The organism is Streptomyces sp. NPDC047453 (genome assembly GCF_040643155.1).
Lineage (GTDB): Bacteria > Actinomycetota > Actinomycetes > Streptomycetales > Streptomycetaceae > Streptomyces.
Genome location: NZ_JBEYTS010000058.1, coordinates 1 through 21,078, shown reverse-complemented (window position 1 = coordinate 21,078; position 21,078 = coordinate 1). Strand labels below are relative to the sequence as shown.

At 70.7% G+C, this 21,078-nt stretch carries 20 protein-coding genes and 2 pseudogenes; 19 read left to right on the top strand and 3 right to left on the bottom strand.

The genetic code is table 11. The features are described from left to right. Window positions 1–28 precede the first annotated feature (28 nt). From ABZ818_RS32520 to ABZ818_RS32495, 6 genes are all read left to right on the top strand, one after another. On the top strand, window positions 29–1,021 hold the full coding sequence (locus tag ABZ818_RS32520; RefSeq protein ID WP_361422599.1) for an SRPBCC domain-containing protein: 993 nt from the start codon (window positions 29–31) through the stop codon (window positions 1,019–1,021). A gap of 394 nt (window positions 1,022–1,415) precedes the next feature. After that, the gene (locus ABZ818_RS32515; protein ID WP_361422596.1) at window positions 1,416–2,213 is read left to right on the top strand and encodes an aldose 1-epimerase; all 798 of its coding nucleotides are present in this window, start codon (window positions 1,416–1,418) and stop codon (window positions 2,211–2,213) included. A 10-nt stretch (window positions 2,214–2,223) separates the two neighbouring features. Beyond that, window positions 2,224–2,772, top strand: coding sequence for an orotate phosphoribosyltransferase (pyrE, locus tag ABZ818_RS32510; RefSeq protein WP_361422593.1), 549 nt, complete (start codon window positions 2,224–2,226; stop codon window positions 2,770–2,772). Between the two features lie 162 nt (window positions 2,773–2,934). Further along, on the top strand, window positions 2,935–3,966 hold the full coding sequence (gene fbaA / locus ABZ818_RS32505; RefSeq protein WP_361422590.1) for a class II fructose-bisphosphate aldolase: 1,032 nt from the start codon (window positions 2,935–2,937) through the stop codon (window positions 3,964–3,966). 117 nt (window positions 3,967–4,083) lie between these two features. Beyond that, a complete protein-coding gene (locus tag ABZ818_RS32500; protein WP_361422587.1) occupies window positions 4,084–5,586 on the top strand; it encodes an MFS transporter in 1,503 nt (500 codons plus the stop codon). Window positions 5,587–5,661: 75 nt separating this feature from the next. After that, window positions 5,662–5,976, top strand: a complete 315-nt coding sequence (locus ABZ818_RS32495; protein ID WP_361422584.1) for a DUF3151 domain-containing protein — start codon at window positions 5,662–5,664, stop codon at window positions 5,974–5,976. A 33-nt stretch (window positions 5,977–6,009) separates the two neighbouring features. On the opposite strand, the gene ABZ818_RS32490 is transcribed toward ABZ818_RS32495, so the two are convergent. Then, entirely contained in the window at window positions 6,010–6,429 is a 420-nt protein-coding gene (locus ABZ818_RS32490) for a DUF3151 domain-containing protein (protein ID WP_361422581.1), read from the bottom strand. Window positions 6,430–6,551: 122 nt separating this feature from the next. Here ABZ818_RS32490 and ABZ818_RS32485 point away from each other — a divergent pair, with 122 nt between their 5' ends. After that, a complete protein-coding gene (locus tag ABZ818_RS32485) occupies window positions 6,552–8,000 on the top strand; it encodes a recombinase family protein (protein ID WP_361422578.1) in 1,449 nt (482 codons plus the stop codon). 444 nt (window positions 8,001–8,444) lie between these two features. Here ABZ818_RS32485 and ABZ818_RS32480 read toward each other — a convergent pair whose 3' ends face one another. Further along, window positions 8,445–8,960, bottom strand: a complete 516-nt coding sequence (locus ABZ818_RS32480) for a helix-turn-helix transcriptional regulator (RefSeq protein WP_361422575.1) — start codon at window positions 8,958–8,960, stop codon at window positions 8,445–8,447. A 338-nt stretch (window positions 8,961–9,298) separates the two neighbouring features. On the opposite strand from ABZ818_RS32480, the pseudogene ABZ818_RS32475 reads away from it, so the two are divergent. The 7 genes and pseudogenes from ABZ818_RS32475 (at window position 9,299) to ABZ818_RS32445 (ending at window position 17,114) form a co-directional block, all read left to right on the top strand. Beyond that, window positions 9,299–10,790: pseudogene (locus tag ABZ818_RS32475) on the top strand (DnaB-like helicase N-terminal domain-containing protein). Window positions 10,791–11,050: 260 nt separating this feature from the next. Further along, window positions 11,051–11,884: a DUF2637 domain-containing protein gene (locus ABZ818_RS32470; RefSeq protein ID WP_361422572.1), complete on the top strand. Its 834-nt coding sequence runs from the start codon at window positions 11,051–11,053 to the stop codon at window positions 11,882–11,884. A 219-nt stretch (window positions 11,885–12,103) separates the two neighbouring features. Further along, the gene (mobC, locus tag ABZ818_RS32465; RefSeq protein ID WP_361422569.1) at window positions 12,104–12,754 is read left to right on the top strand and encodes a plasmid mobilization relaxosome protein MobC; all 651 of its coding nucleotides are present in this window, start codon (window positions 12,104–12,106) and stop codon (window positions 12,752–12,754) included. Then, window positions 12,751–14,382 (top strand): annotated as a pseudogene (locus tag ABZ818_RS32460) (mobilization protein); the annotation flags it as partial. The gene mobC and the pseudogene ABZ818_RS32460, both read left to right, overlap by 4 nt. A 434-nt stretch (window positions 14,383–14,816) precedes the next feature. After that, entirely contained in the window at window positions 14,817–15,053 is a 237-nt protein-coding gene (locus ABZ818_RS32455) for a hypothetical protein (protein ID WP_361422566.1), read from the top strand. Window positions 15,054–15,328: 275 nt separating this feature from the next. After that, window positions 15,329–15,781 (top strand): DUF5994 family protein, encoded by a 453-nt coding sequence (locus tag ABZ818_RS32450; protein ID WP_361422563.1) that lies wholly within the window; start codon window positions 15,329–15,331, stop codon window positions 15,779–15,781. A 124-nt stretch (window positions 15,782–15,905) separates the two neighbouring features. After that, the gene (locus ABZ818_RS32445; protein WP_361422561.1) at window positions 15,906–17,114 is read left to right on the top strand and encodes a PP2C family protein-serine/threonine phosphatase; all 1,209 of its coding nucleotides are present in this window, start codon (window positions 15,906–15,908) and stop codon (window positions 17,112–17,114) included. Between the two features lie 30 nt (window positions 17,115–17,144). Here ABZ818_RS32445 and ABZ818_RS32440 read toward each other — a convergent pair whose 3' ends face one another. Continuing rightward, the gene (locus ABZ818_RS32440; protein ID WP_361422559.1) at window positions 17,145–17,627 is read right to left on the bottom strand and encodes a DUF5994 family protein; all 483 of its coding nucleotides are present in this window, start codon (window positions 17,625–17,627) and stop codon (window positions 17,145–17,147) included. A gap of 68 nt (window positions 17,628–17,695) precedes the next feature. Here ABZ818_RS32440 and ABZ818_RS32435 point away from each other — a divergent pair, with 68 nt between their 5' ends. From ABZ818_RS32435 to ABZ818_RS32415, 5 genes are all read left to right on the top strand, one after another. Beyond that, entirely contained in the window at window positions 17,696–17,854 is a 159-nt protein-coding gene (locus ABZ818_RS32435) for a hypothetical protein (RefSeq protein ID WP_361422556.1), read from the top strand. Between the two features lie 468 nt (window positions 17,855–18,322). Next, entirely contained in the window at window positions 18,323–18,526 is a 204-nt protein-coding gene (locus tag ABZ818_RS32430; RefSeq protein WP_161202746.1) for a cold-shock protein, read from the top strand. Between the two features lie 177 nt (window positions 18,527–18,703). Continuing rightward, window positions 18,704–20,179 (top strand): DEAD/DEAH box helicase, encoded by a 1,476-nt coding sequence (locus tag ABZ818_RS32425; protein WP_361422552.1) that lies wholly within the window; start codon window positions 18,704–18,706, stop codon window positions 20,177–20,179. A gap of 111 nt (window positions 20,180–20,290) precedes the next feature. Next, the gene (locus tag ABZ818_RS32420; RefSeq protein WP_361422648.1) at window positions 20,291–20,608 is read left to right on the top strand and encodes a CBS domain-containing protein; all 318 of its coding nucleotides are present in this window, start codon (window positions 20,291–20,293) and stop codon (window positions 20,606–20,608) included. Between the two features lie 61 nt (window positions 20,609–20,669). Further along, on the top strand, window positions 20,670–20,981 hold the full coding sequence (locus ABZ818_RS32415; RefSeq protein ID WP_361422549.1) for an SCO5918 family protein: 312 nt from the start codon (window positions 20,670–20,672) through the stop codon (window positions 20,979–20,981). The last annotated feature ends 97 nt before the right edge of the window (window positions 20,982–21,078 follow it).

Genomic DNA, 21,078 nt, shown 5'->3' with positions numbered 1-21,078 from the left:
GGGGCGGCACTGGGTACCCTCGGCTGACATGGAGCACGAGGTGTTCGTTCCGGTTCCGGTTCGGCGGCTGCGGATGGCGCTCGCCGATCCCGCGCGGGTTGCCCGGGCGGTTCCCGGGCTCCAGCAGGACGCGGGCGGCGAGCCCGTCAGCGGCCGGCTCAAGATGCGGATCGGCGGCCACTCCATCACCTACCGCGGCACGCTGCGCGTCCGCGCGCTCGACGACGGCTCCTACGCCGTCGAGGGCGACGCGACCGAGTCCCGCGGCACCGGCTCGGTGAAATTCACGCTCACGCTCCGCCTCCGCGACACCGACGACGGCTCCACCCTCACCTTCGAGGGCACGGCCTCCGCCGAAGGCCGCGTCACCGAGCTGCCCCCGGACTCCGTACACACCGCCACGACCCGCCTCCTGAACCGCTTCGCGGAAAGCCTGTCCACGGAAGCGGCTGCGGGGCCGGCTGCCGCCGGGGCGGATGATGTCGAGGCAGAAGCCTCCGAGCCGGAAGCCCCCGAGTCGCAGGACGCCGGGCCCGAGGCGCCCGGGGCCCATGGTGTGGTGGGGCTGGCCGAAGAGGCGACGGAGGACTTTGCTCCGTTGGCGAGTGGTGACTTCGAGGCCGCTCCGGACGCGGACGACGCCCCGGCCCCGCCGCTCGGGGACGAAGGCGAGGCGCGCCCGGCCGGGCCTGGCGGGCGCGGTTCCGTCTTCGACGCCGATGTTCCGCCCTCCGCCCTCGACCCGCTGGCCGACGAGGAGGACGAGGACGACGAGCCCCCCGTCTCCGAGGACTTCACCGAGGCCGCCGAGCCGCCCGCCGAGGCGGCGCACGCGCGGCGCACGATGATCGGGCGCAGCGCCGAGGAGGTGGACCATGCCCCGCCGCGCGGCCGTTACGCCCCCGTCCCCGCCCCGCTGACCGTCTCCGCCGGTCCCACCCTTCGCTGGGCGGCGCCTGCGGCGGCGCTGGTGGTGGCGTCGGTGATCGTCGTGGGCCGGGCCCTGAGGCGCCGTCGCTGAGCGCCACCTCGGCTCCGCACCGAGGCCGTTACGCGCCTCCCGCTCCGCTGCCCATCTTCGCCGGGCCACCTTTTGCCGGGCGCCCCCGACTCCGCCTCGCTGACCGTCTCCGCCGGGCCCAGCCTCCACTGGGCGCCCCCGTTCCTGCTCCGCTCACCTTTTCCGGGCCCACGCCCGGTTGGGCGGCGCCTGTGGCGGCGCCCGTCCCCGCCCCCCAGGGCGTCACGCCCCCGTCCCCGCCCCGCTTGACCGCTTCCGCCGGCCCCGCCCACCGCTGGGCCGACCCGGCGCTGCCCCAGCCCTGTCCCTCGCACTCCGCTCGATCCACCCGCTCGGTCCACTCGCTCGACCGTGACGCGGAACGCCGTCTTGATCGGACAAGTAGCCTCGTGGGGTGAGTAACGAAGACATCACGCTGACCGCGGGCGACGCGGAAGCGGTCGTGCAGCCGGGGAACGGCGGGCGCGTCGGGAGTCTGCGGGTCGGCGGCCTCGAACTGCTCCGTCAAGGAGAGCGGTTCGGCTGCTTCCCGATGGTCCCCTGGTGCGGCAGGATCCGCGACGGCCGCTTCCGGGACGGCGCCACCGTCCACCAGATGCCGCTCAACTCCCCACCGCACGCCATCCACGGCACCGCCCGCGACGGTGCCTGGCGCACCGCCCGCACCTCGGCGGGCGAGGCGGTGATCACGTACGACCTCGTCGACCCCTGGCCCTACCCCGGCCGCGTCACCCATTTCGTCGCCCTGACCGAGGACGCCCTGACCCTGACGATGTCCGTGGAGACGTACGAGTCGTCCTTCCCGGCGCAGATCGGCTGGCACCCGTGGTTCCACCGCAACCTCGGGGGAGCCGGCGCCCAGGACGTCCGCGTCGACTTCCGGCCCGCCTGGCAGGAGGAGCGCGGCGACGACCACCTGCCCACCGGTCACCGCGTCGAGCCCAAGCCCGGCCCCTGGGACGACTGCTTCGGCATGCCCGGCGGCGTCGACGTCACGCTCACCTGGCCCGGCCAACTGGAGCTGAGGGTGACCAGCCGTGAGGAGTGGGTCGTCGTCTACGACGAGCAGCAGGCCGCCGTGTGCGTGGAACCGCAGACCGGCCCGCCCGACGGACTGAACACCCTCCCGCGCCTGGTCACTCCGCTGGAACCGCTGGAGGCCTCGACGACCTGGACCTGGCGCCGCGTTTAAGCTGGCTGTCATGAGCGACGTTCGCGGCGAGCTGCTGCAGCAGATCAAGGACAAGGCCGTGGTGCACGGCAGGGTGACGCTGTCGTCCGGCCTGGAGGCCGACTACTACGTCGACCTGCGCCGCGTCACTCTCGACGGCGAGGCGGCTCCGCTGGTCGGCCAGGTGCTCCTGGACCTGACCGCCGACTTCGACTTCGACGCGGTGGGCGGCCTGACGATGGGCGCCGACCCCGTCGCGGCCTCGATGCTGCACGCCGCCGCCGCGCGCGGGCGCAGGCTGGACGCCTTCGTGGTCCGCAAGGCCGCCAAGGCCCACGGTCTGCAACGGCGTGTGGAGGGCCCGGAGATCAAGGGCCGCCGCGTCCTGGTGGTGGAGGACACCTCCACCACGGGCGGCTCTCCGCTCGCCGCCGTCGAGGCGGTGCGGGAGGCCGGCGCCGAGGTCGTCGCCGTGGCGACGATCGTCGACCGGGCCACGGGCGCGGCCGAGAAGATCAATGAGGGCGCCGGTGTGCCGTACGTCTTCGCGTACTCGAAGGACGACCTGGGACTGGACTGAGACAGCCCCGAGTCCGTGTGCGCGACCCGGTCGTCCATCGGCCGGGCAGGGTGTCCGACACATCCGTCAACGTCTGCGAAGATGGGGCCGACGATGACGTCACTCCCTAGGTCAGGGCCGTAAGTACGCAGAACGCACCCCGCACATACAAGGAGCGGACAGATGCCCATCGCAACCCCCGAGGTCTACAACGAGATGCTCGACCGGGCGAAGGCAGGCAAGTTCGCCTACCCGGCCATCAACGTCACCTCCTCCCAGACCCTGCACGCGGCCCTGCGCGGCTTCGCGGAGGCGGAGAGCGACGGCATCGTCCAGATCTCCACGGGTGGTGCGGAGTTCCTGGGCGGCCAGTACAGCAAGGACATGGTCACCGGCGCCGTCGCCCTGGCCGAGTACGCGCACATCGTCGCCGAGAAGTACCCCGTCAACATCGCGCTGCACACCGACCACTGCCCGAAGGACAAGCTCGACGGGTACGTGCGTCCGCTGATCGCGATCTCCGAGGAGCGCGTCAAGGGCGGCCGCAACCCGCTGTTCCAGTCCCACATGTGGGACGGTTCCGCGGAGACCCTTGCCGACAACCTGGCGATCGCCCAGGAGCTGCTCGTCCGCACCGCCGCCGCCAGGATCATCCTCGAGGTGGAGATCACCCCGACCGGCGGCGAGGAGGACGGCGTCACCCACGAGATCAACGACAAGCTGTACACCACGGTCGACGACGCGATCCGCACCGCCGAGGCCCTGGGCCTGGGCGACAAGGGCCGCTACCTGCTGGCCGCGTCCTTCGGCAACGTGCACGGCGTGTACAAGCCGGGCAACGTCGTGCTCCGCCCCGACCTGCTGAAGGAGCTGAACGAGGGCGTCGCGGCGAAGTTCGGCCGCCCGGCCGGCAGCCAGCCGTTCGACTTCGTCTTCCACGGCGGCTCCGGCTCCACGGAGGAGGAGATCCGCACGGCGCTGGAGAACGGCGTGGTGAAGATGAACATCGACACCGACACCCAGTACGCCTTCACGCGCCCCGTGGCCGACCACATGTTCAAGAACTACGACGGCGTCCTCAAGGTCGACGGCGAGGTCGGCTCCAAGAAGACCTACGACCCGCGCACCTGGGGCAAGGTGGCCGAGGCGTCGATGGCCAAGCGCGTGCTGGAGGCCTGCGGCAACCTCCGCTCGACCGGCACGAAGATCAAGTAACTCCCGGTTTCCCTGCGACGGGCCCGGTGCTTCGGCACCGGGCCCGTCGTCCGTCCGTCCGCAGCTCGTCCGTCCCTTCGCCTGGCCTGGAGCCGGCCGGCGCGGGATGATCCCCTCATGGCTGTCGCCGCACAGCACGCCCCCGCCGTGAGGATCTCCAGCCCCACCGGCCGCTGGATCCTGCTCACCACCGTGCTCGGCTCCAGCATGGCCATGCTGGACTCGACCGTCGTCAACGTCGCCCTGCCCCGCATCGGCCGCGACCTGGACGCGAACCTCGCCGCGCTCCAGTGGACGGTCAACGCCTACATGGTCACCCTGGCCGGCCTGATCCTCCTCGGCGGCTCGCTCGGCGACCGCTACGGCCGCCGCAGGATCTTCGTGCTCGGCGTCGTCTGGTTCGCCACCGCCTCCCTGCTGTGCGGCCTCGCCCCGAACGCGGGCGTCCTCGTCGCCGCCCGCGCCCTGCAAGGGATCGGCGGCGCCCTCCTCACCCCCGGCTCGCTCGCCCTCATCCAGGCCTCCTTCCACCCGGACGACCGAGGCAGGGCCGTGGGCCTGTGGTCCGGGTTCGGCGGTATCGGCGCGGCCGTCGGCCCGTTCCTCGGCGGCTGGCTGGTGGCCGGGCCCGGCTGGCGGTGGGTGTTCCTGCTCAACGTCCCGGTGGCCCTGGTCTGCGCTCCCATCGCCGTGCGCCACGTCCCCGAGTCCAGTGCGGGCCCCGCGCACGGCCGCTTCGACGTCCTGGGCGCGGCCCTCGGCGCCCTGTCCCTGGCCCTGGTGACGTACGCCCTGATCGAGGCCCGCGGCGGCACCCTGGCCGTCGCCCTGACCGCCGCCGCGGGCGTGCTCGCCGCCGTCGCCTTCGTGTACGTGGAGAAGCACCGCCGCGATCCGATGGTGCCGCCGGACATCTTCGCCTCCCGCCAGTTCACCGCCGTCAACCTGGTCACCCTGTGCGTGTACGCGGCCTTCGGCGGTTTCTTCTTCCTCACCGCCCTGCAACTCCAGGTGGTGGCCGGCTACTCACCACTGGAGGCGGGCACCGCCCTGCTCCCGACGACCGCCCTCATGCTGCTGTTCTCGGCCCGCTCGGGCGCCCTCGCGGACCGCATCGGGCCGCGCCTGCCGCTCACCGTGGGGCCGTTGCTGTGCGCGGTGGCGTTGCTGCTGATGCTGCGGGTCGGAAAGGGGGCGGACTACCTCACGGACGTGCTGCCGGCCCTGCTGGTCATGGGCGCGGGCATGGTGACCCTGGTCGCCCCGCTCACCGCCACCGTGCTCGCCTCGGTGGACACCTCCCGCGCCGGACTGGCCAGCGGCATCAACAACGCCGCCGCCCGCGCGGCCGGCCTGATCGCGGTGGCCGCGCTGCCGCTGCTGGCCGGGATGGGCCCGGAGGCGTACCGCTCGGCGGACGCCTTCGACGCCGCGTTCCGCCGGGCCATGCCCATCTGCGCGGCGGTCCTGGTGGCGGGGGCGGTCCTCGCCTTCACGACCGTCCGCCGCCCGGCTCCGGGCTGCCGCCGGCCCGAGTGCCGCACCCACGGCAGCGTGACGACACCGCCGCTGGAGACGGGCCGCGGGGGTGCGGCCTCCGGTACCGGTCCGGCTTCGTGAGCTGTGGAAGGGGCCGTTCCGCCCTGGCCGGGAGCAGTCGTTACCGATCACGGACCATGCAGCAGACTGGACCCCATGACCATTCACGAAAACCTCCTTGGCGGTCCGCCGCCCACGCACCTCCCCGACGACCCCGAGCCCCGTGAGCTCCTCGCGAAGGGGACCTCGCCGGCCGAGGTGGCGGCGCGGTACCCGGCGTCGTCGCTGGCCTGGGCGCAGCTGGCCGACGACGCCTTCGAGCGGAAGGCGGCCGTGGAGTCGTACGCCCGAACGGGCTACCACCGCGGTCTGGACGCCCTGCGCCGCAGCGGCTGGAAGGGCCATGGCCCGGTCCCCTGGGAGAAGGGTGCTACATGTGGTTGTGCACTGAGTGCCGCCGTCGCCTCCTGAGTGACGGCGGCACAGTCGTCTTTGTCGTGGTGACTACCGCTTCAGCTCGGCGTACGCCTCGGCGCTGCTGTCCTTGAGGAACTGCCAGCAACGCTCCGACTCGTCCTTCTCGTCGATCTCGCCGGCGGCACGAGCGAGGGCGGCGAGGCAGCGCAGGAACCCGCGATTGGCTCGGTGGTCCCAAGGGATGGGCCCGTGGCCCTTCCAGCCGGCCCGACGCAGTGCGTCCAGACCGCGGTGATAGCCGGTGCGCGCGTACGCGTACGACTCGACCACTCGCCCGGCCTCGAAGGCGTCGTCGGCGAGCATGGCCCATGCGAGCGAGAACGTAGGGTACTTCGCCGCGACCTCGGCCGGAGGCTGGGACTCCTCGCCCAGGAGGCGGTACGCCTCTTCGTTCTCCGGGAGGTACGTCGGCTCCGGGCCGCCGAGCAGGTTCTTGTGAGTCGTCATGGATGCAGTCTGCCACTTACGGCCTGGAGTTCGGGAAGCCGACGACGAGAAACAGATATGGCGTGTGGGGGGCTGAGAACAGCGGTTGATGTAATCAATCCCGGTGTGCGACGATCCGGCGCATGGCAGCACGTCGGGGGGCCTCCGGGGCCGTACAGGTAGGCATCTACACCCGGATCAGCAAGGACGACGAGGCCGAGGGTCTCGGTGTCGCGCGGCAGGAGCAGGACTGTCGCCTGCACTGCGCCGCCAGAGGCTGGGAGGTCGCCAGGGTCTACGAGGACAACGACCTGTCCGCGTACAAGCGCAAGACCGTACGCCCGGAGTTCCGGCAGATGCTGGAGGACCTCAAGGCCGGACGGATCGACGGAGTCGTCGCCTGGGACATCGACCGTTTCACGCGCCAGCCGCGCGAACTCGAAGCGTGGATCGACGAGTACGAGGAGGGCGAGCGTCGCAAGCGCCGCCTCGTCTTCGACTCCGTGTCGGCGTCGGACATCGACCTGTCCACGGAGAACGGGCGCTTCATCGCGCGCATCAAGGTCACCATCGCCAACAAGTCCTCGGCGGACACGTCACGGCGTACGAAGCGCAAGCACCTGGAGCTGGCCGCGCAGGGGAAGCTGCCCGGCGGCCGGGCGCCGTACGGCTGGAACCGCGAGGACCGCAGGACGCTGGTTCCGGACGAGGCGGAGAACCTCCGCAAGGCGGTCAAGGACTTCCTCGGCGGGGTCCGCTGGGCGACGATCGCAAGGGAGTGGCGAGACAACGGAGTCAGGTCGCACAGCGGAGGCTTCTTCGACGACTCCAAGATCAAGCGGATGCTGATGAATCCGCGGATCTGTGGCTACCGCATGCACCAGGGGGAGTTGTTCCTGGACGAGCACGGAGAGCCGGTGGTCGGCGACTGGGAGCCGGCCATCACCCCGGACGAGTGGTATCTGCTCATGGAGAAGATCCGACAGGAGTCGGAGGGGCGGACGGTACGGGACTACGCCACCAAATACCTGCTCTCCGGCATCGCCCGGTGCGGACGATGCGGCACCAAGATGCGGGCCTTCCCGTCGTACCGGAAGTCGAAGACGTCCTCGCAGTTCAGGTACGCGTGCCCCGGAAAGAACGACGGGGGATGCGGGGGAGTGGCCAGGGCGGGTGAACCGGTCGACCGCCTCATCAGAAACGCCGTGTTCCTCAGCTCGGACAAGGCACTGGCGAACGTGCAGGCGCGTGCACCAGAATGGACCAAGGAGGAGCAACTCGCCTCCCTGGAAAGGGATATGGCCGAGTTCAAGCAGGCGTGGCAGGAGAAGCGCATGTCGGCCGCGCGCTACATCGCGCACACCGAGGACCTGGAGAAGCAGATCGCAGGGCTGCACCGGGAGCGTGCCCTGCACCGGGCCGAGGCCGCGACCTTCGTGGCCGGCCCCATCGACATACGAGAGCGGTGGGAGAAGCTGACGATCGAGCAGCAGCGCGCCGCCGTTCTCAAGGTCTTCCGCGCGGTCGTCATCAAGCCCGCGTCCAACGGGCCGATCTTCGACCCGACGGACATCGAGCCAGTGCTCAGGTGACAGACGAAAGCCGGGCCTGTGGGGACAGGGGCCCGGCTTCGTTCATTCACGTGGTTGGGCTGTTCAGGCCCGATTTATGCCGAAGATCCGGAGCAGATCCTCGATCCACTCCTCGTCCCGCTCTGGGAGCTGATCCTCGACGCGACGCAACCACTCGTCCTCGGTCAAAGAGCCTCGACCTCCCGCGCCGTGTCACCGGGACTGCCGCTCGGGCGGGCGAGAGGTGGTGGGGCATGGAGAGGGAAGCGAAGGCGTGGCGGGGCGGCGTCGGAGTGCGGAGTCGGTGCGGGGGCAGGGGGCATTGCGGGTTGGCGCAAGGGGTGGTTCCTCTTCTGACGGGCGTGGGGTGCGGCAACACCGGCCTGCCGGTCGATCGCTAGGGATGAGGGTGGAGATGCCCGTCCTGGGGGTTTGCGGGCCCGGGACGGGAGTAAGGGCCGGAGGCTACGCCTCGTCGGCGGGGGCGGCGTCGTTGTGCTCGCCGGGCGGAGGTCCGTACGTCTCCGGCAGGTGCTTGGTGGACGCCTCGGCCATGGCGTTGGAAACCATCACGTCCGCCTCCTCGCGGATGTCGGGGTGCTCGGCGAGGTACGCGTCAAGAGCATCGCGCGCCTTGGTGTAGGCGGCGTTGACGCGCTGGGTCTCGCGGAACGCGTCCACGACGGCGTCAATGAGTTCCATGGCCCGCGCCTGGGCGGCGAGCTGCGGAGGCCCGACGAGGTTGCGCAGGTCGATGCCGAAGACCTCGGCGAAGCCGATGGCCTCGTCGAGGTTGATGCGGCGTTTGCCGTTTTCGATCCGCCAGACTGCGGACGGGTTCATCTCGAAGCCGGCCTCGTTCAGGTGGTCGGATAGGGCGTTGGTGCTCCAGCCGCGTGCCTCGCGCTCCAGCTTGATGCGCACCGCGACGTTGCCCTCGCCGCTGAGCAGGACGCCTTGCGGCGGGTCTTCGTCGGCCATGGCACCTCCTTCCGTTCGGAGCAGGTCGCTGCCGTACGCAGCGACCCTAAAACAGTAGCATGCCTTCTGCGAGATGCAGAACTCTTCTGCGATATGAAATCCGTGTGGCATGGTGGTAGCCCCAAGCCCCATCAACCCGAGGAATCCCCGCGGCCCACCCCCACGTAGCGCCGCATGCAAAAAGCCCCCGGCTGTCACCGGGGGCCAAGCGCAAACCTCTCAACCGCCATCCCTAGCGATCGACCCGCGAGGCCGGGATTGCCGTCCCGTATGGCCCGCGAGCAGAGGAGCTGATGCCCAGTATGACCGATGCCCAACCGAATACGCCATCCCGCTCCATGGACATCCACGCGCCGTCCCCGGGCGAGGATGCACAGGCTGTCTTCAACCTGGACGCCGAAAGCGCGGTGCTCGGCGTCTGCATGCACTGCAGCGACGTCATCGACACCGTGCGGCCCATCCTGGGCGAGGACGCCTTCTACCGGCCCGCGCACGAGACGGTCTGGCGCGCGCTGCTCGCCCAGCACCGCGAGGGCAAACCGACCGATCCGATCGTCCTGACCGAGCTTCTTGAGCAGCAGGGGGACCTGAAGCGGGTTGGCGGCGCCGTCTACCTGCACCAGCTCGCCGGTGCGCTCTATGACGCAGGCAGCGCGGAGCACCACGCGGAGATCATCCGCAAGAAGGCCGACCTGCGCCGCCTGCTGGCCTCCGCCGTCCGTACCGTCCAGCGCGCCCAGGAGCCCGGTGCCGATCCCGACGCGATACGCAGCGAGATCGAAACGGAGGTGCGCGCCGAGCGGGAGCGCGCACTCGCCTCCGGCCACGGTCGCCTGAACCGCTTCGCCGTGGACGGATGGTGCTTCGTCAAGGAGACCGGTGCGAACGCCGAACCCCTGTGGGGCACGCGTGAGAAGACCGTCTGGGCACCTGGCGAGAGCCTGTTGATCGTCGGCGCTCCGGGCGTCGGCAAGACCACCTTGGCCCACCAGGTGGTCTTCGCCCGCCTCGGCCTCCAGGAGACGGTCCTGGAGATGCCGGTCTCCCCGAGCAGGCGGGTGCTCTACCTGGCCATGGACCGCCCGAAGCAGATCGCCAAGGCCATGGACCGCCGCGTCTTCCCGACCGACGAGAAGATCCTCCGCGAGCGTCTCGTCGTCTGGCAGGGCCCGCCTGCCCGCCACCCTCGACAAGGAGCCCGACCTCCTGGCCGACCTCGCCGCCGCCCACCGGGCCGACACCATCGTGATCGACAGCCTCAAGGACGCCGTCAGCACGATGGTCGACGACGGCCTCGCCGTCGCCTTCCACAACGCCCGGATGCGCGCCCTGCGCAACGGCGTGGAGATCATGGAGCTGCACCACCAGCGCAAGGCCACCGCCGACGCCCCGCGCGGCCAGCGCCCCAGCCTGGACCAGGTCTACGGCTCCACCTGGATCACCGCCGGCGCAGGCAGCGTCCTCTTCATCACCGGCCGGGCAGGCGACCCCGCCGTCACCCTCCACCACCTCAAGACGCCCACCGGGGAGATCGGCCCGCTCGACGTCACCCACGACCACATGCGCGGCACCACCACGGTCGACCCCACCAAGGACCCCGCAGTCCTGCTGCGCAACGCCCCCAACGGGCTGACCGCACGCGACCTGGCAGCCGTCCTGATCGGCGAGGGCGAGCCCGAACGCGCCGACGTGGAGAAGGCACGCCGCCACCTCGCCCGCCTCGTTGACAGCGGCCTGGCCACCAAGGCCGACGGCATCGCCGGAGGAGCCGGAGGCGGACAGCAGACCCGCTACTACGCCTCCGCACGCCACCTCACCGCCGTCGGCTGACCCTCACCCGGCCTGCGCGAAGCGATCACGCGACCGTACACGCGGCCTTCGCGCGCAGCCCGCGCCGTGTACCGCTCACAGCGCACACGCTCACCGCAAAACCGCAGGTAGAACGATCACGCGAGCGTCCACGCCGTACACGCGCCCAAGCGATCACGCGCGGGGCCCCCTTTAGAAGGGGGCCCGCGTGAACGCCCCCTCCGTGAACGCCCCTCACTCCCTCACCACAAGCCCCACCGTGCCCCCTTGGAGTCCCTGACTTGCCCTCCCCTGCCCCGATAGCCCCGGCCGTCATCCGCGGCAGCCGCTCCCTCCGCGTCGGCATCGTCCTGCTCGCCGCCGTCGCCTTCGCACTCTCCTACGACGCCCTGCGCCAGATGGCCGTCGCCAGCCACGTCCGCGGGCTGCTCACGTACCTCTTCCTCCTGGTGATCGACGGCTTCATCGCCATCGGCATCGTCGCCCTGCTCGTCCTGCGCACCGCCCCGCTGCGCTCCCGCCTGTACGTGTGGACCCTCGTCGGCGTAGCCACGTTCACCAGCATCGGGGCCAACGTCGTACACGCCATCCGCCTCAACGAGGGAACCCGCCTCCACCTCAACAACGCCACCGCCGGCACTCTGTCCGGCATCGCTCCACTCGCCCTCGCCGGCGCCGTCCACTTCTACCTCGTCATCAACCGCCACCTCGCCGCCAACAGCGCAGTGGCGGAAGCGCCAACGGCCACACCGCCCGCCGCCTCCGCCACGCCAAGGCAGAGCCGAGATGCCCGCCAAGGACAGGCGGACGACGTCAGCGCCGCTCCGCCCACCATGACGAGCAAAGCACCCGCGCCCGAGGCGAAGGCACCCGCCACCGTGGCGCCGCCCGCCAAGAAGGCTCCCAGGATGGGCCAGCGCAAGCGCACGGTCCCCGAAGAGGAACTGCTGGCCGTGGCGCACGCCATCGGCGTCGAGACCGGCGAAGTCCCTCGCCCCGCCTTGGAGAAGGCGGTCAGGGCCAAGGGCTACACGGTCAGCAAAGACGACGCCCAGAGGGCCGCCGCCACGGTCAGGGCGGAACTGGCTGCCGCCAAGAACGTCATCGCCGTCTAGGCACGGCACCAGAACGCCAGGCGCTGGCGATCGCCTGCCGCCACCGCCTGGTACAGCCGTATGCACTTCGCCACCGGACCGATTCCCGGGGGTACGGCTGCTCCGCCGACGCCAGCCCCCCGGCCGAGGCCACACCTAACGACCTACGCGGAGCCAACTCCGGCTCAGACATCCCCGCGTACGACCCACCTCCCGCACGACCCCACGGAGAACGATCCAATGCACGACCAGCCCCACCATCAGGCCAACCAGCGCAGCAGCTCGACCGAAACCCCGGCCCCAGCGGGAGCAAGGTATGCCGCTGGACCGTCCAAGGACGGTCCCAACGGGGATGCCTCCGCCCCGGGGGTGGCGGAGGCGCTCGGGCACCAGGGGGTGCCCGAGGGGGAACAGCCCGCCGACGCTGCCACTGTCGCCTTGCCGCGTGCCGCCGAAGCCGCCGCGTTGCACTGTGTCGCCCGACGTCGCAAGCCCGACCCGAACGGCCAGCGCAAACAGCGTGTCGACGCCCGCTACAGCATCGAGGAGAAGGCCAAGATCCTTGGCCGAGCCCGGAAGCTGAACGTCAGCGGTGCCTACCTCGTCGGCGCTGCGGTCATGGCCTACATCGACGGTGACCTCTCCTTGCCCGGCCAGCGCACCCCGCTCGACGACTACATCGACGAACTCAACGCCCTGCGCAGCCAGGTCGCCAAGATCGGCAACAACGTCAACCAGATCGCCAAGAAGCTCAACTCCGACGGCCACCCACACCCTGGGGACACCGCCGTCCTGGCCCAGGCCGAACGCACCCTCACCACGGTCCGCGCAGCCATCGGCGACATAGCGACAGCCGCGAACCAGGCCGTCGCCAAGAAGGCACCCCGATGATCGCCAAGATCAGCAGCGGCAAGGACACCGCCGGACTGATCCGCTACCTGTTCGACACCAAGAAGGCCAAGGACCACACCGACGCCCACCTCGTCGCCTCCTGGGACGGCTTCGCCCCCGCCCCCGGCCGCAGCGACGACTTCGCCGCCGCCCAAAGGCGCCTTGTGGCTGACCTCGACCTGCACGTCAAACAGGCCCGCCGCCACGACCGCGCCCCCGAGCGGCACGTGTGGCACTGCTCGCTCCGCGCCGCCCCCGAGGACCGCGTCCTCGGCGACGAGGAGTGGGCCGACATCGCCCGCCGCGTCGTGGCGGCCACCGGCATCGCATCCGACGGAGATCCGGACGGCTGCCGCTGGGTCGCCGTACGCCACGCACCCGACCACATCCACATCGCCGCCACCAAGGTCCGCGGCGACCTGCGTACCGCACGCCACTGGAACGACTACCTCACCGCCGACCGCGAACTGGCAGCGGTCGAGAGGGAGTACGGCCTCCACCAGGTAGTGCGCGGTGACCGCACCGCCGCCAAGAGGTCCACCCGGGCTGAACAGGAGAAGGCCCGCCGCCAAGGCCGGCAAACAACCTCACGCGAACGCCTGCGCACCACCGTCCGCCAGCTGGTGTCCGTCGCCGCCAGCCCGGAGGAGTTCCTCCACCTGCTCGACGGTGTTGAGGGCGTCCGCGTTGAGGTCCAGCGCTTTCCCTCCGGGGACGTGCGCGGCTACAAGGTCGCCGTCGAAGGAGACACCAACGCCGCAGACGAGCCGATCTGGTTCTCCGGCTCCCAACTCGCCCCCGACCTGTCCTTCCTCAAGATCACCGAACGCCTCACCGGCATCACCACCCCAGCAGTCACCGAGGCGGGCGGCCGGCGCAGGCCGAACCCCTGGCACCAGGCCACCGCGGCAGCCGAACGCATCCCCCACCACCTCGACCAGAGCGACGACACCGTCGCCCAGGCACACATCGCAGCCTTCGCCGAGGCCCTCGATGTCCTGCCACTGCTCGCCCTCAGCCACCTGCGAGCACAGCTTCAGCAGGCCGCCCTCGCATTCGAACGCGCCTCCCGCTCCCGCATCCGCGCCCAGCAGGACCAGGCTCGCGCCCTGCGCGGCGCCGTACGCACGCTACGCACCGCACCGGTCACCGGTGACGGGAGCGGGCTGGCGATGTTCCTCGACATCGCCGTCCTGGTCGTCATCACCGCCGCCCGCTGGCACCAGGCCCGTCGGCACGACCAACAGGTCACCGCAGCCCACCAAGCTCTGATCCACCTCCAGGCAGTCTATGAGCACGCTGCGGCTCAACCACTTGCCGCCCTGGCCCAGCGCAAGCCACCCACCCACACCGTGGAACGCCACGCCCAGCACATACGAGCCGTCCTGCCCGACCGTGCCGAGCACGTCCTCGACGACCCCGCCTGGCCGGCACTGGCCGCCGCCCTCGCCCAAGCCGAGACCACCGGCCACGACCCGCGCCAGCTCCTCCAGACTGCCGTCGACCAGCGTGCACTGGACGATGCCCGCTCCACGACCAGGACCCTCACTTGGCGCATCCAACGCCTTTCCCAAAGGCGTGCGCCCAGTGACCGAGCGCGAGCCGCCCAGGCTCGCACGGCCGCGATCGCGCGACCGGGGCACTGCCGACCCTGCGCCAAGCCGCTCCCACCAACCTGGTGCGACTGCGGCACGTCCCCGACACCGCTGATCCGGGTGCAACTGCCTCGCTTCAGCGAGGCGGTGCGGTCGAGACCGAGACCCTCAGTTCTGCCGTTGCCTGGCGAGCTTGGCCAGCAGACCATCGACGCTGCCGGTGTGGACGATCACTTCCTCGTCCTCGGCCGGGATGTCGAAGCGGGCGAAGAAGTCGTCGAGGGCTTCGGGGGTGACGGTGAGGGCGTTGGCGTCTCCGCGCTGGTTGCGCTCGGCGAGGCGCCGTAGCAGTTCCTCCCGGTGGGCCGGGAGGTAGACGACCACGGGGTGGCCACCCGCTTCGCGGGCGGCCTGCTAGCATCCAACGGCTCACCGCCTGCGCACGGTTCCTGGTCCTCACCCAGGTCGTGGCCAATCCGCACGCTCAGCGCCGCGACATCGCCCGCCGCCTGCAACAGCGTCTGCTCACCGACCGGCGCGCCGCCCTGGGAGTCGCCATGCTCCATCCGGCTGACCAGGCCGGGCAAGCCGCCTTGGAGTCCTGGGGCTGGCAGAACATGCGAGAGATCGTCGGGCTGCCGGGTCCGGTCGCCCCCTGTGTGCTGATCCTGCCTCCGGGAGGGCCGTCCCGAGCAGGCCGGTGATCGAGCGTCTGCTGTGGACACCGTTGTGTCAGGCGACAAGCGGCTGCGCCGTCCTGGCCGGTACAGCCGTCTGGCTCGGCACCTCGCGCCCGCCCCCCATGGCCGGGAGTACGCTGACCACACCGAGAGCTTTTGGGCCGCACGACCACGGCGGCGCCGTTCCCGGCGAGTAACAGACGCGGGCAGCCGCCAGCCGCCCGGGACGGGATCGCACGATGGATGCCATCACAAGGCCCGCCGAAGGTACGTCACCAGGTGACGCACAGACCTACCGGATGCCCTTGCCTCGGCTGCGTCTGACGCCGGACGTCAGCCACGGCCCGCTGGACGGAGCCTGGTGGCCGCGCTGTGACGCGCTGGAACTGGAGCTGCCCGCGCTGGTCGGCTCATTGGACCCGGCTGTCGGCACCGTCATCCGCGTCACCGTGGACACCGCGTCCTGGCCCGATGCCCCGCAGACGGTGCTGGCGCCCGGCCACGCAATCGAGGTGGTCCGGACCGACCTCGCCGCCGAAGCCCATGCCATCACCCTGGACTGCGGCACGGTGGGTCGCTGGGAGCTGCTGGTGATCCCACCCGACGAGCCGGCCGGAGCGGCCAACCGGCTGCTGACCGCCGCCGCCGACCCCGAGAACCCGCTGTCGGCGCCGCGCATCCTGGCACTCGCCGAGAACGGCCTCGACGGAGAAGCCACATGGGAGTCGGAAGGAGGCCCCGGACTCAGGTGAGAGCCTGACGCCGTCGGGCCCATGTGACCGGCCGGCGGCTCCGGTCGCCGACGTCCCTCGGTGGAGCGATGACACGAGCGATCTCTTCGTCGTCCCACCCCGCCGCAACCGCTACGTGCGGATCATGGCGGGTGAGATGGTGATGCACGGACGGCGCGCGGACCGCTCCGAGAGCTTCGGGGAAGCGCTGCTGGGCGCGGTTCTCGATCGCGCGCACGAGCTACCGCCCCATCTGATCGGGCCGCTGGTCGCCGACGTCGTGGAGCGCTTGGGGGGCCGCCGTCCGCAGGTGCTGCTGCAGGACTACGGCCAGCTGCTGCTCGTACCCCTGCCCGGCAAGGGCCTCACGGACGGGGAGCCGCAGGCGATCGACGCCTCCGAGGCGGGCCGCTGCTTTCTCGACGCGGTCCCTGTCGAGCTGCCCGAGGAGGACGGCGTACGGGTCCACCTACCGCTGCTGGACGGCGGAGACCAGGTAGGGGTCATGGCAGTCACGCTGGACAGCGTCGATGACGACGACAGACGCCTGCTGCTGAGGATCTCCGGCCTGGTGGCCGACCTGCTGGTAACCAAGCACGGTTACTCCGACCTGTTCTTCGGAGTCCGACGCGGTGAGCCGATGAGCGTCGCCGCGGAGATCCAGTGGTCCCTGCTGCCACCGCTGGCGATGATCATGCCTCGGGTTGCCGTGGCCGGGATCCTGGAACCCGCCTATGACGTGGCCGGCGATAGCTTCGACTACGCGCTCAACGGGGACGTCCTCCACGTGGTCATGATCGATGCGATGGGGCATGGCCTGGACGCGGCCACGATGGCCACCGTGGCCATCGGCGCCTACCGCCACGCCCGCCGCCTCGGTATCGGGCTGTCGGAGATCTACGAGTCCATGGACCGCGCCGTTGCGGGGCAGTTCGGTCCCGAGCACTTCGTCACCGCGCAGATGATGCAGCTGGACACGACGACGGGACGGGTGCAGTGGGTCAATGCCGGACACCCGCCGCCGATCCTCGTCCGTGGCCACCGCGTCGCGCAGCGCCTGGTCGCCCCGACGACACTCCCTGTCGGCCTGGGTGGTTCGGAGCCGCGGATCAGCAAGCTGGGGCTGGAGCGCGGGGACCGCGTCCTCTGCTTCACCGACGGACTGGTCGAGGAGCACAAGACCGGCGGGGAGGAGTTCGGGGAGGACCATCTGATCGACTGTGTGAACCAGTTGGAGAGAACCGGCCGCGGGGTCCGGGCGGTGGCGCGCTCCCTGTCCCACACGCTCAAGCGGGCTCGGGGCGGACACACCACGGATGACGCGACGCTGCTCATGGTGGAGTGGCGCGGCTGACCTCACCAGCCTCGGTCGAGCTGCGGCGCATCAGTCCGACGGCTCCTGCCCGCGTCCGGTATCGATGAGGATCTGTTCCGCCCGGCTGATGTTGTCTGCCCGGACCGCCTGGGCCATCGCGGCGCGGGCGGCCTCGGGTGTCGCGTTCGGCGGGACCACCAGCAGCGAGAAGAGGTCCCGGTCTCCCCGGGTGATCAGGACGGTGTCGTCACCCACCGGGAAGGAGTCGATGTGCACCACCCGGTCGTCGACGACGATCCGCGTCGGGAGCCCTGCCCAGGCCGCGGTGTCCAGCCCGACGCGGGTGACGGGGCCGAGGTGCCTGGTGAGGGCGCTCAGCAGCTCGGGAAGCTCGGCAGCGATGTCGCGCGACCGCGGCCACCAAGCACCATCCAGGACACCTTCCCGCGACTCCGTCGTCTCCAGCCGGAGGAGCGCGCACCCCGGCCGTACGGTCCGGTGAACGCCGCTCGGCAGATGCAGGGAGTCAGGGGGTGAATCGGAGCCGGTCATGAGGACCACCCGTCTTCGGGAGCGGGTGCGAACACGGGACTCGCCTCGCCCCTCCCACGCTACTCCCCGTGCCCCCCGGAATCTCCGGGATCCACCTGACCGACGCGGTCCTGATCACCGTCGGCTGGACTTCGCACAAGTCGCCCGCCACCGCATCGCTGACCCATGAGGGCGTCCGCTTGACGGAGGAGGAAGAAGGGTCGGCTGCACCCACTCAGGGTGACTGACACCGTAAGGATCACGTGGCTGTTCCAGGACGAGGTCGCGCGCTGCCCCTGCGAGGTGGCTGTCGTCCACCGGTCGTCGCGCTCTTCGCGATCGATGTGACCTCTGTTGCGGTGTGGGAGTCTCGGGCGTGTTCGCGGTTGTGTCATCCGCTGACGACGTTGGCAGCGGCACATCTCCCGTCGAGGGAGGTCACAGGGCTGCGGGCGGAAGGGCACCACAGGAAAGCCGCGCCCTCGGAGAGCAATATCTGTGCCCGTGAAATGAGATATAGGTGCGGGGAACGGCGAGCATTCCTCGACCGCCCGGCGGAGCGGAATTATCGACCGCGCAAGGCTGGTCGCACCGTGCTACTGTCGATCTCAGTTGCAGGTGTGGTTGCCAGAAGGTTTTTCCGACGGCTGATCATCACGGCGACACGGAATGCGCACAGGGCGTATTTCTGACACCGCCTCCGAAGGAGAAACAAAATGGCTACTGGCACGGTGAAGTGGTTCAACGCGGAAAAGGGCTTCGGCTTCATCGAGCAGGACGGCGGCGGCGCCGACGTCTTCGCCCACTACTCGAACATCGCCGCCCAGGGCTTCCGCGAGCTGCTGGAAGGCCAGAAGGTGTCGTTCGACATCGCGCAGGGCCAGAAGGGCCCGACGGCCGAGAACATCGTTGCCGCCTGACGCACCGGCACTGACGCATACTTCGCAGCTGGGGCCCGCACCTTGGGGTGCGGGCCCCAGCTGGCTTCATTCCCAGGGCGATACGGCCCTGTTTTCGGCCCGTTCTCGCGATTCTCTGCGCCGCTCATTCTGCTGCGGAAATTCCTTGATACGTGCCCGCATCGAGGAAGGTTCCGCATGAACCGCACACGCACCAATCGCACATACGACCGTTTCGGAGGAAGCGCCGCTGCGGGCCGCTCCGGCGCTCCGCGCCGCTCCAACGGTTACGGAAACCGACAGCCGGCGCGGGGCGAGTTCGCCCTGCCGAAGACGGTCACGCCCGCGTTGTCCGCTGTCGAGTCGTTCGCCGATCTCTCCATGCCGGCGCCGTTGCTGGCCACGCTCGGCCATGAAGGCGTGACCGTACCGTTCCCGATCCAGGCGGCGACCCTGCCGAACTCCCTGGCCGGCCGTGACGTACTCGGTCGCGGCCGCACCGGCTCGGGCAAGACCCTCGCCTTCGGCCTCGCGGTACTGGCCCGTACGGCGGGCCGGCGCGCCGAGCCGCGCCGGCCACTGGCCCTGATCCTCGTCCCCGCCCGAGAGCTGGCCCAGCAGGTCACCGACGCGCTCGCTCCCTATGCCCGCTCGGTGAGTCTGCGGCTCGCCACCGTCGTCGGTGGAATGTCCATCGGCAGGCAGGCCGGTGTGCTGCGTGGCGGTGCGGAGGTGGTCGTCGCGACGCCCGGTCGGCTCAAGGACCTCATCGACCGGGGCGACTGCCGGCTCGTCGATGTCGGCATCACGGTGCTCGACGAGGCCGACCAGATGACCGACATGGGCTTCATGCCCCAGGTCACCGCCCTGCTCGACCAGGTGCGCCCCGAGGGCCAGCGGATGTTGTTTTCGGCCACCTTGGACCGCAACGTCGACCTGCTGGTCCGCCGCTACCTGACCGACCCGGTGGTTCACTCCGTCGACCCGTCGGCCGGTGCCGTCACCACGATGGAGCACCACGTACTCCACGTGCACGAGTCGGACAAGCACCGCACGACCACCGAGATCGCGGCCCGGGACGGCCGGGTCATCATGTTCCTGGACACCAAGCACGCCGTGGACCGGCTGACCAAGCACCTGCTGAACAGCGGTGTCCGCGCCGCGGCCCTGCACGGTGGCCGGTCCCAGCCGCAGCGCACCCGGACCCTGGCGCAGTTCAAGGACGGTCACGTCACCGTCCTGGTGGCCACCAACGTCGCGGCCCGCGGCATCCACGTCGACAGCCTCGACCTGGTCGTCAACGTGGATCCGCCCAGCGACCACAAGGACTACCTGCACCGTGGCGGCCGTACGGCCCGCGCCGGGGAGTCCGGCAGCGTCGTCACCCTGGTGACCCCTGACCAGCGCCGCGGCATGAACCGGCTGATGGCCTCGGCCGGCATCACCCCGCACATCACCCCGGTCCGCTCGGGCGAGGCGGAGCTGAGCCGCATCACAGGCGCCCAGGCGCCCTCCGGGGCCCCTGTGGTCATCACCGCGCCTGTCGTGGAACGCACCCGCCGCGCGCCTTCGCCGTCCCGGGACCGTCGAGGCCGCGCCGGCCAGGGCCGACCCGGCGGCGCGGGGGTGCGCCGCAGGGCACAGCGGCGGCCCGGGAACGACTCGGCTGCTTAGGCCGGCGCAGTCCCCGGAGCCCCCTTGGCCTCCCGGGGCCGCAAGGGCCACCAGGCCGACCATCCCTCACCGAAGGAGACACCCTTGACGCCAGCGCGGACGCCGTACCGTATGCCGGACCCCGCTCCCGTGACCGCGGTCGAGGACATCGAAGGGCACGGGCCTCGGGTATGTGACGACATGACCGTCGAGGTGGCTCTGGCCGTCATGGCGGGTGCCCGGGTCGAGTACCTGACCGTGTGCGACGGCGACGACCAGAGCACTGGTTTGATCACCCTGGTCCGGCTCGCCGTTCTCCGCGACAGTTCCGCGTACACGGACCGGATCCGTCTGCGGGACATCCTCGACGGACCACTGCCCTCGCCCGGCGGCCGCTCCGGCGTCGGTGAGTACGGCCGGGTTCCGGGCGTACCCGCCCTCGCGTGCTGATCCGTCTCACCCGGGGGCGGCCCATTCTCCTTCTCCCGCGACTTCTCCCCTGTGAGGCATCATGCGCTGTGTCATCGCCCGATACCCGTTCGACCTGACCAGGACCGGGGTGCTGGCCTCGATGAAGGGCGTCAGGCCCGAGCTCGTCACGAGTGCGTCCGTGACCATCGGCCGCCGCCGCTACCCCGTCAGGCAGGTGGGCCAGGTCATCACGCGACAGGACCCGCGTGACTTCACCGCCGGTGAGGTCACGCGGGCCATGACGCGCCTCGGCTTCACCTGCCACGACCGCCCCGAGGCCGCGCCCGTGGGTGTGGGTGGACCCACTCTCCCCCGAACCGCGTCCGGCGGCACCGGCCCTGTGGCCGTGTGAGGACGGGCGGGAGACCGCCCTCGGGATCCCGGTGGGGGGGGGGGGGGCCGGGGCGGGGGGGGGGCCCCCCCCCGGGGGGGCGGGCCGCGGGCGGACA

Coding starts and splice junctions, on each gene's coding strand:
- ABZ818_RS32485 (WP_361422578.1), top strand. CDS start 6,552: ATGGCAGCACGTCGGGGGGCCTCCGGGGCCGTACAGGTAGGCATCTAC.
- ABZ818_RS32490 (WP_361422581.1), bottom strand. CDS start 6,429: ATGACGACTCACAAGAACCTGCTCGGCGGCCCGGAGCCGACGTACCTC.
- ABZ818_RS32450 (WP_361422563.1), top strand. CDS start 15,329: ATGCCCTTGCCTCGGCTGCGTCTGACGCCGGACGTCAGCCACGGCCCG.
- ABZ818_RS32415 (WP_361422549.1), top strand. CDS start 20,670: ATGCGCTGTGTCATCGCCCGATACCCGTTCGACCTGACCAGGACCGGG.
- fbaA (WP_361422590.1), top strand. CDS start 2,935: ATGCCCATCGCAACCCCCGAGGTCTACAACGAGATGCTCGACCGGGCG.
- ABZ818_RS32440 (WP_361422559.1), bottom strand. CDS start 17,627: ATGACCGGCTCCGATTCACCCCCTGACTCCCTGCATCTGCCGAGCGGC.
- ABZ818_RS32495 (WP_361422584.1), top strand. CDS start 5,662: ATGACCATTCACGAAAACCTCCTTGGCGGTCCGCCGCCCACGCACCTC.
- ABZ818_RS32430 (WP_161202746.1), top strand. CDS start 18,323: ATGGCTACTGGCACGGTGAAGTGGTTCAACGCGGAAAAGGGCTTCGGC.
- ABZ818_RS32520 (WP_361422599.1), top strand. CDS start 29: ATGGAGCACGAGGTGTTCGTTCCGGTTCCGGTTCGGCGGCTGCGGATG.
- ABZ818_RS32500 (WP_361422587.1), top strand. CDS start 4,084: ATGGCTGTCGCCGCACAGCACGCCCCCGCCGTGAGGATCTCCAGCCCC.
- ABZ818_RS32425 (WP_361422552.1), top strand. CDS start 18,704: ATGAACCGCACACGCACCAATCGCACATACGACCGTTTCGGAGGAAGC.
- ABZ818_RS32445 (WP_361422561.1), top strand. CDS start 15,906: ATGGCGGGTGAGATGGTGATGCACGGACGGCGCGCGGACCGCTCCGAG.
- ABZ818_RS32420 (WP_361422648.1), top strand. CDS start 20,291: ATGCCGGACCCCGCTCCCGTGACCGCGGTCGAGGACATCGAAGGGCAC.
- ABZ818_RS32480 (WP_361422575.1), bottom strand. CDS start 8,960: ATGGCCGACGAAGACCCGCCGCAAGGCGTCCTGCTCAGCGGCGAGGGC.
- pyrE (WP_361422593.1), top strand. CDS start 2,224: ATGAGCGACGTTCGCGGCGAGCTGCTGCAGCAGATCAAGGACAAGGCC.
- mobC (WP_361422569.1), top strand. CDS start 12,104: ATGCACGACCAGCCCCACCATCAGGCCAACCAGCGCAGCAGCTCGACC.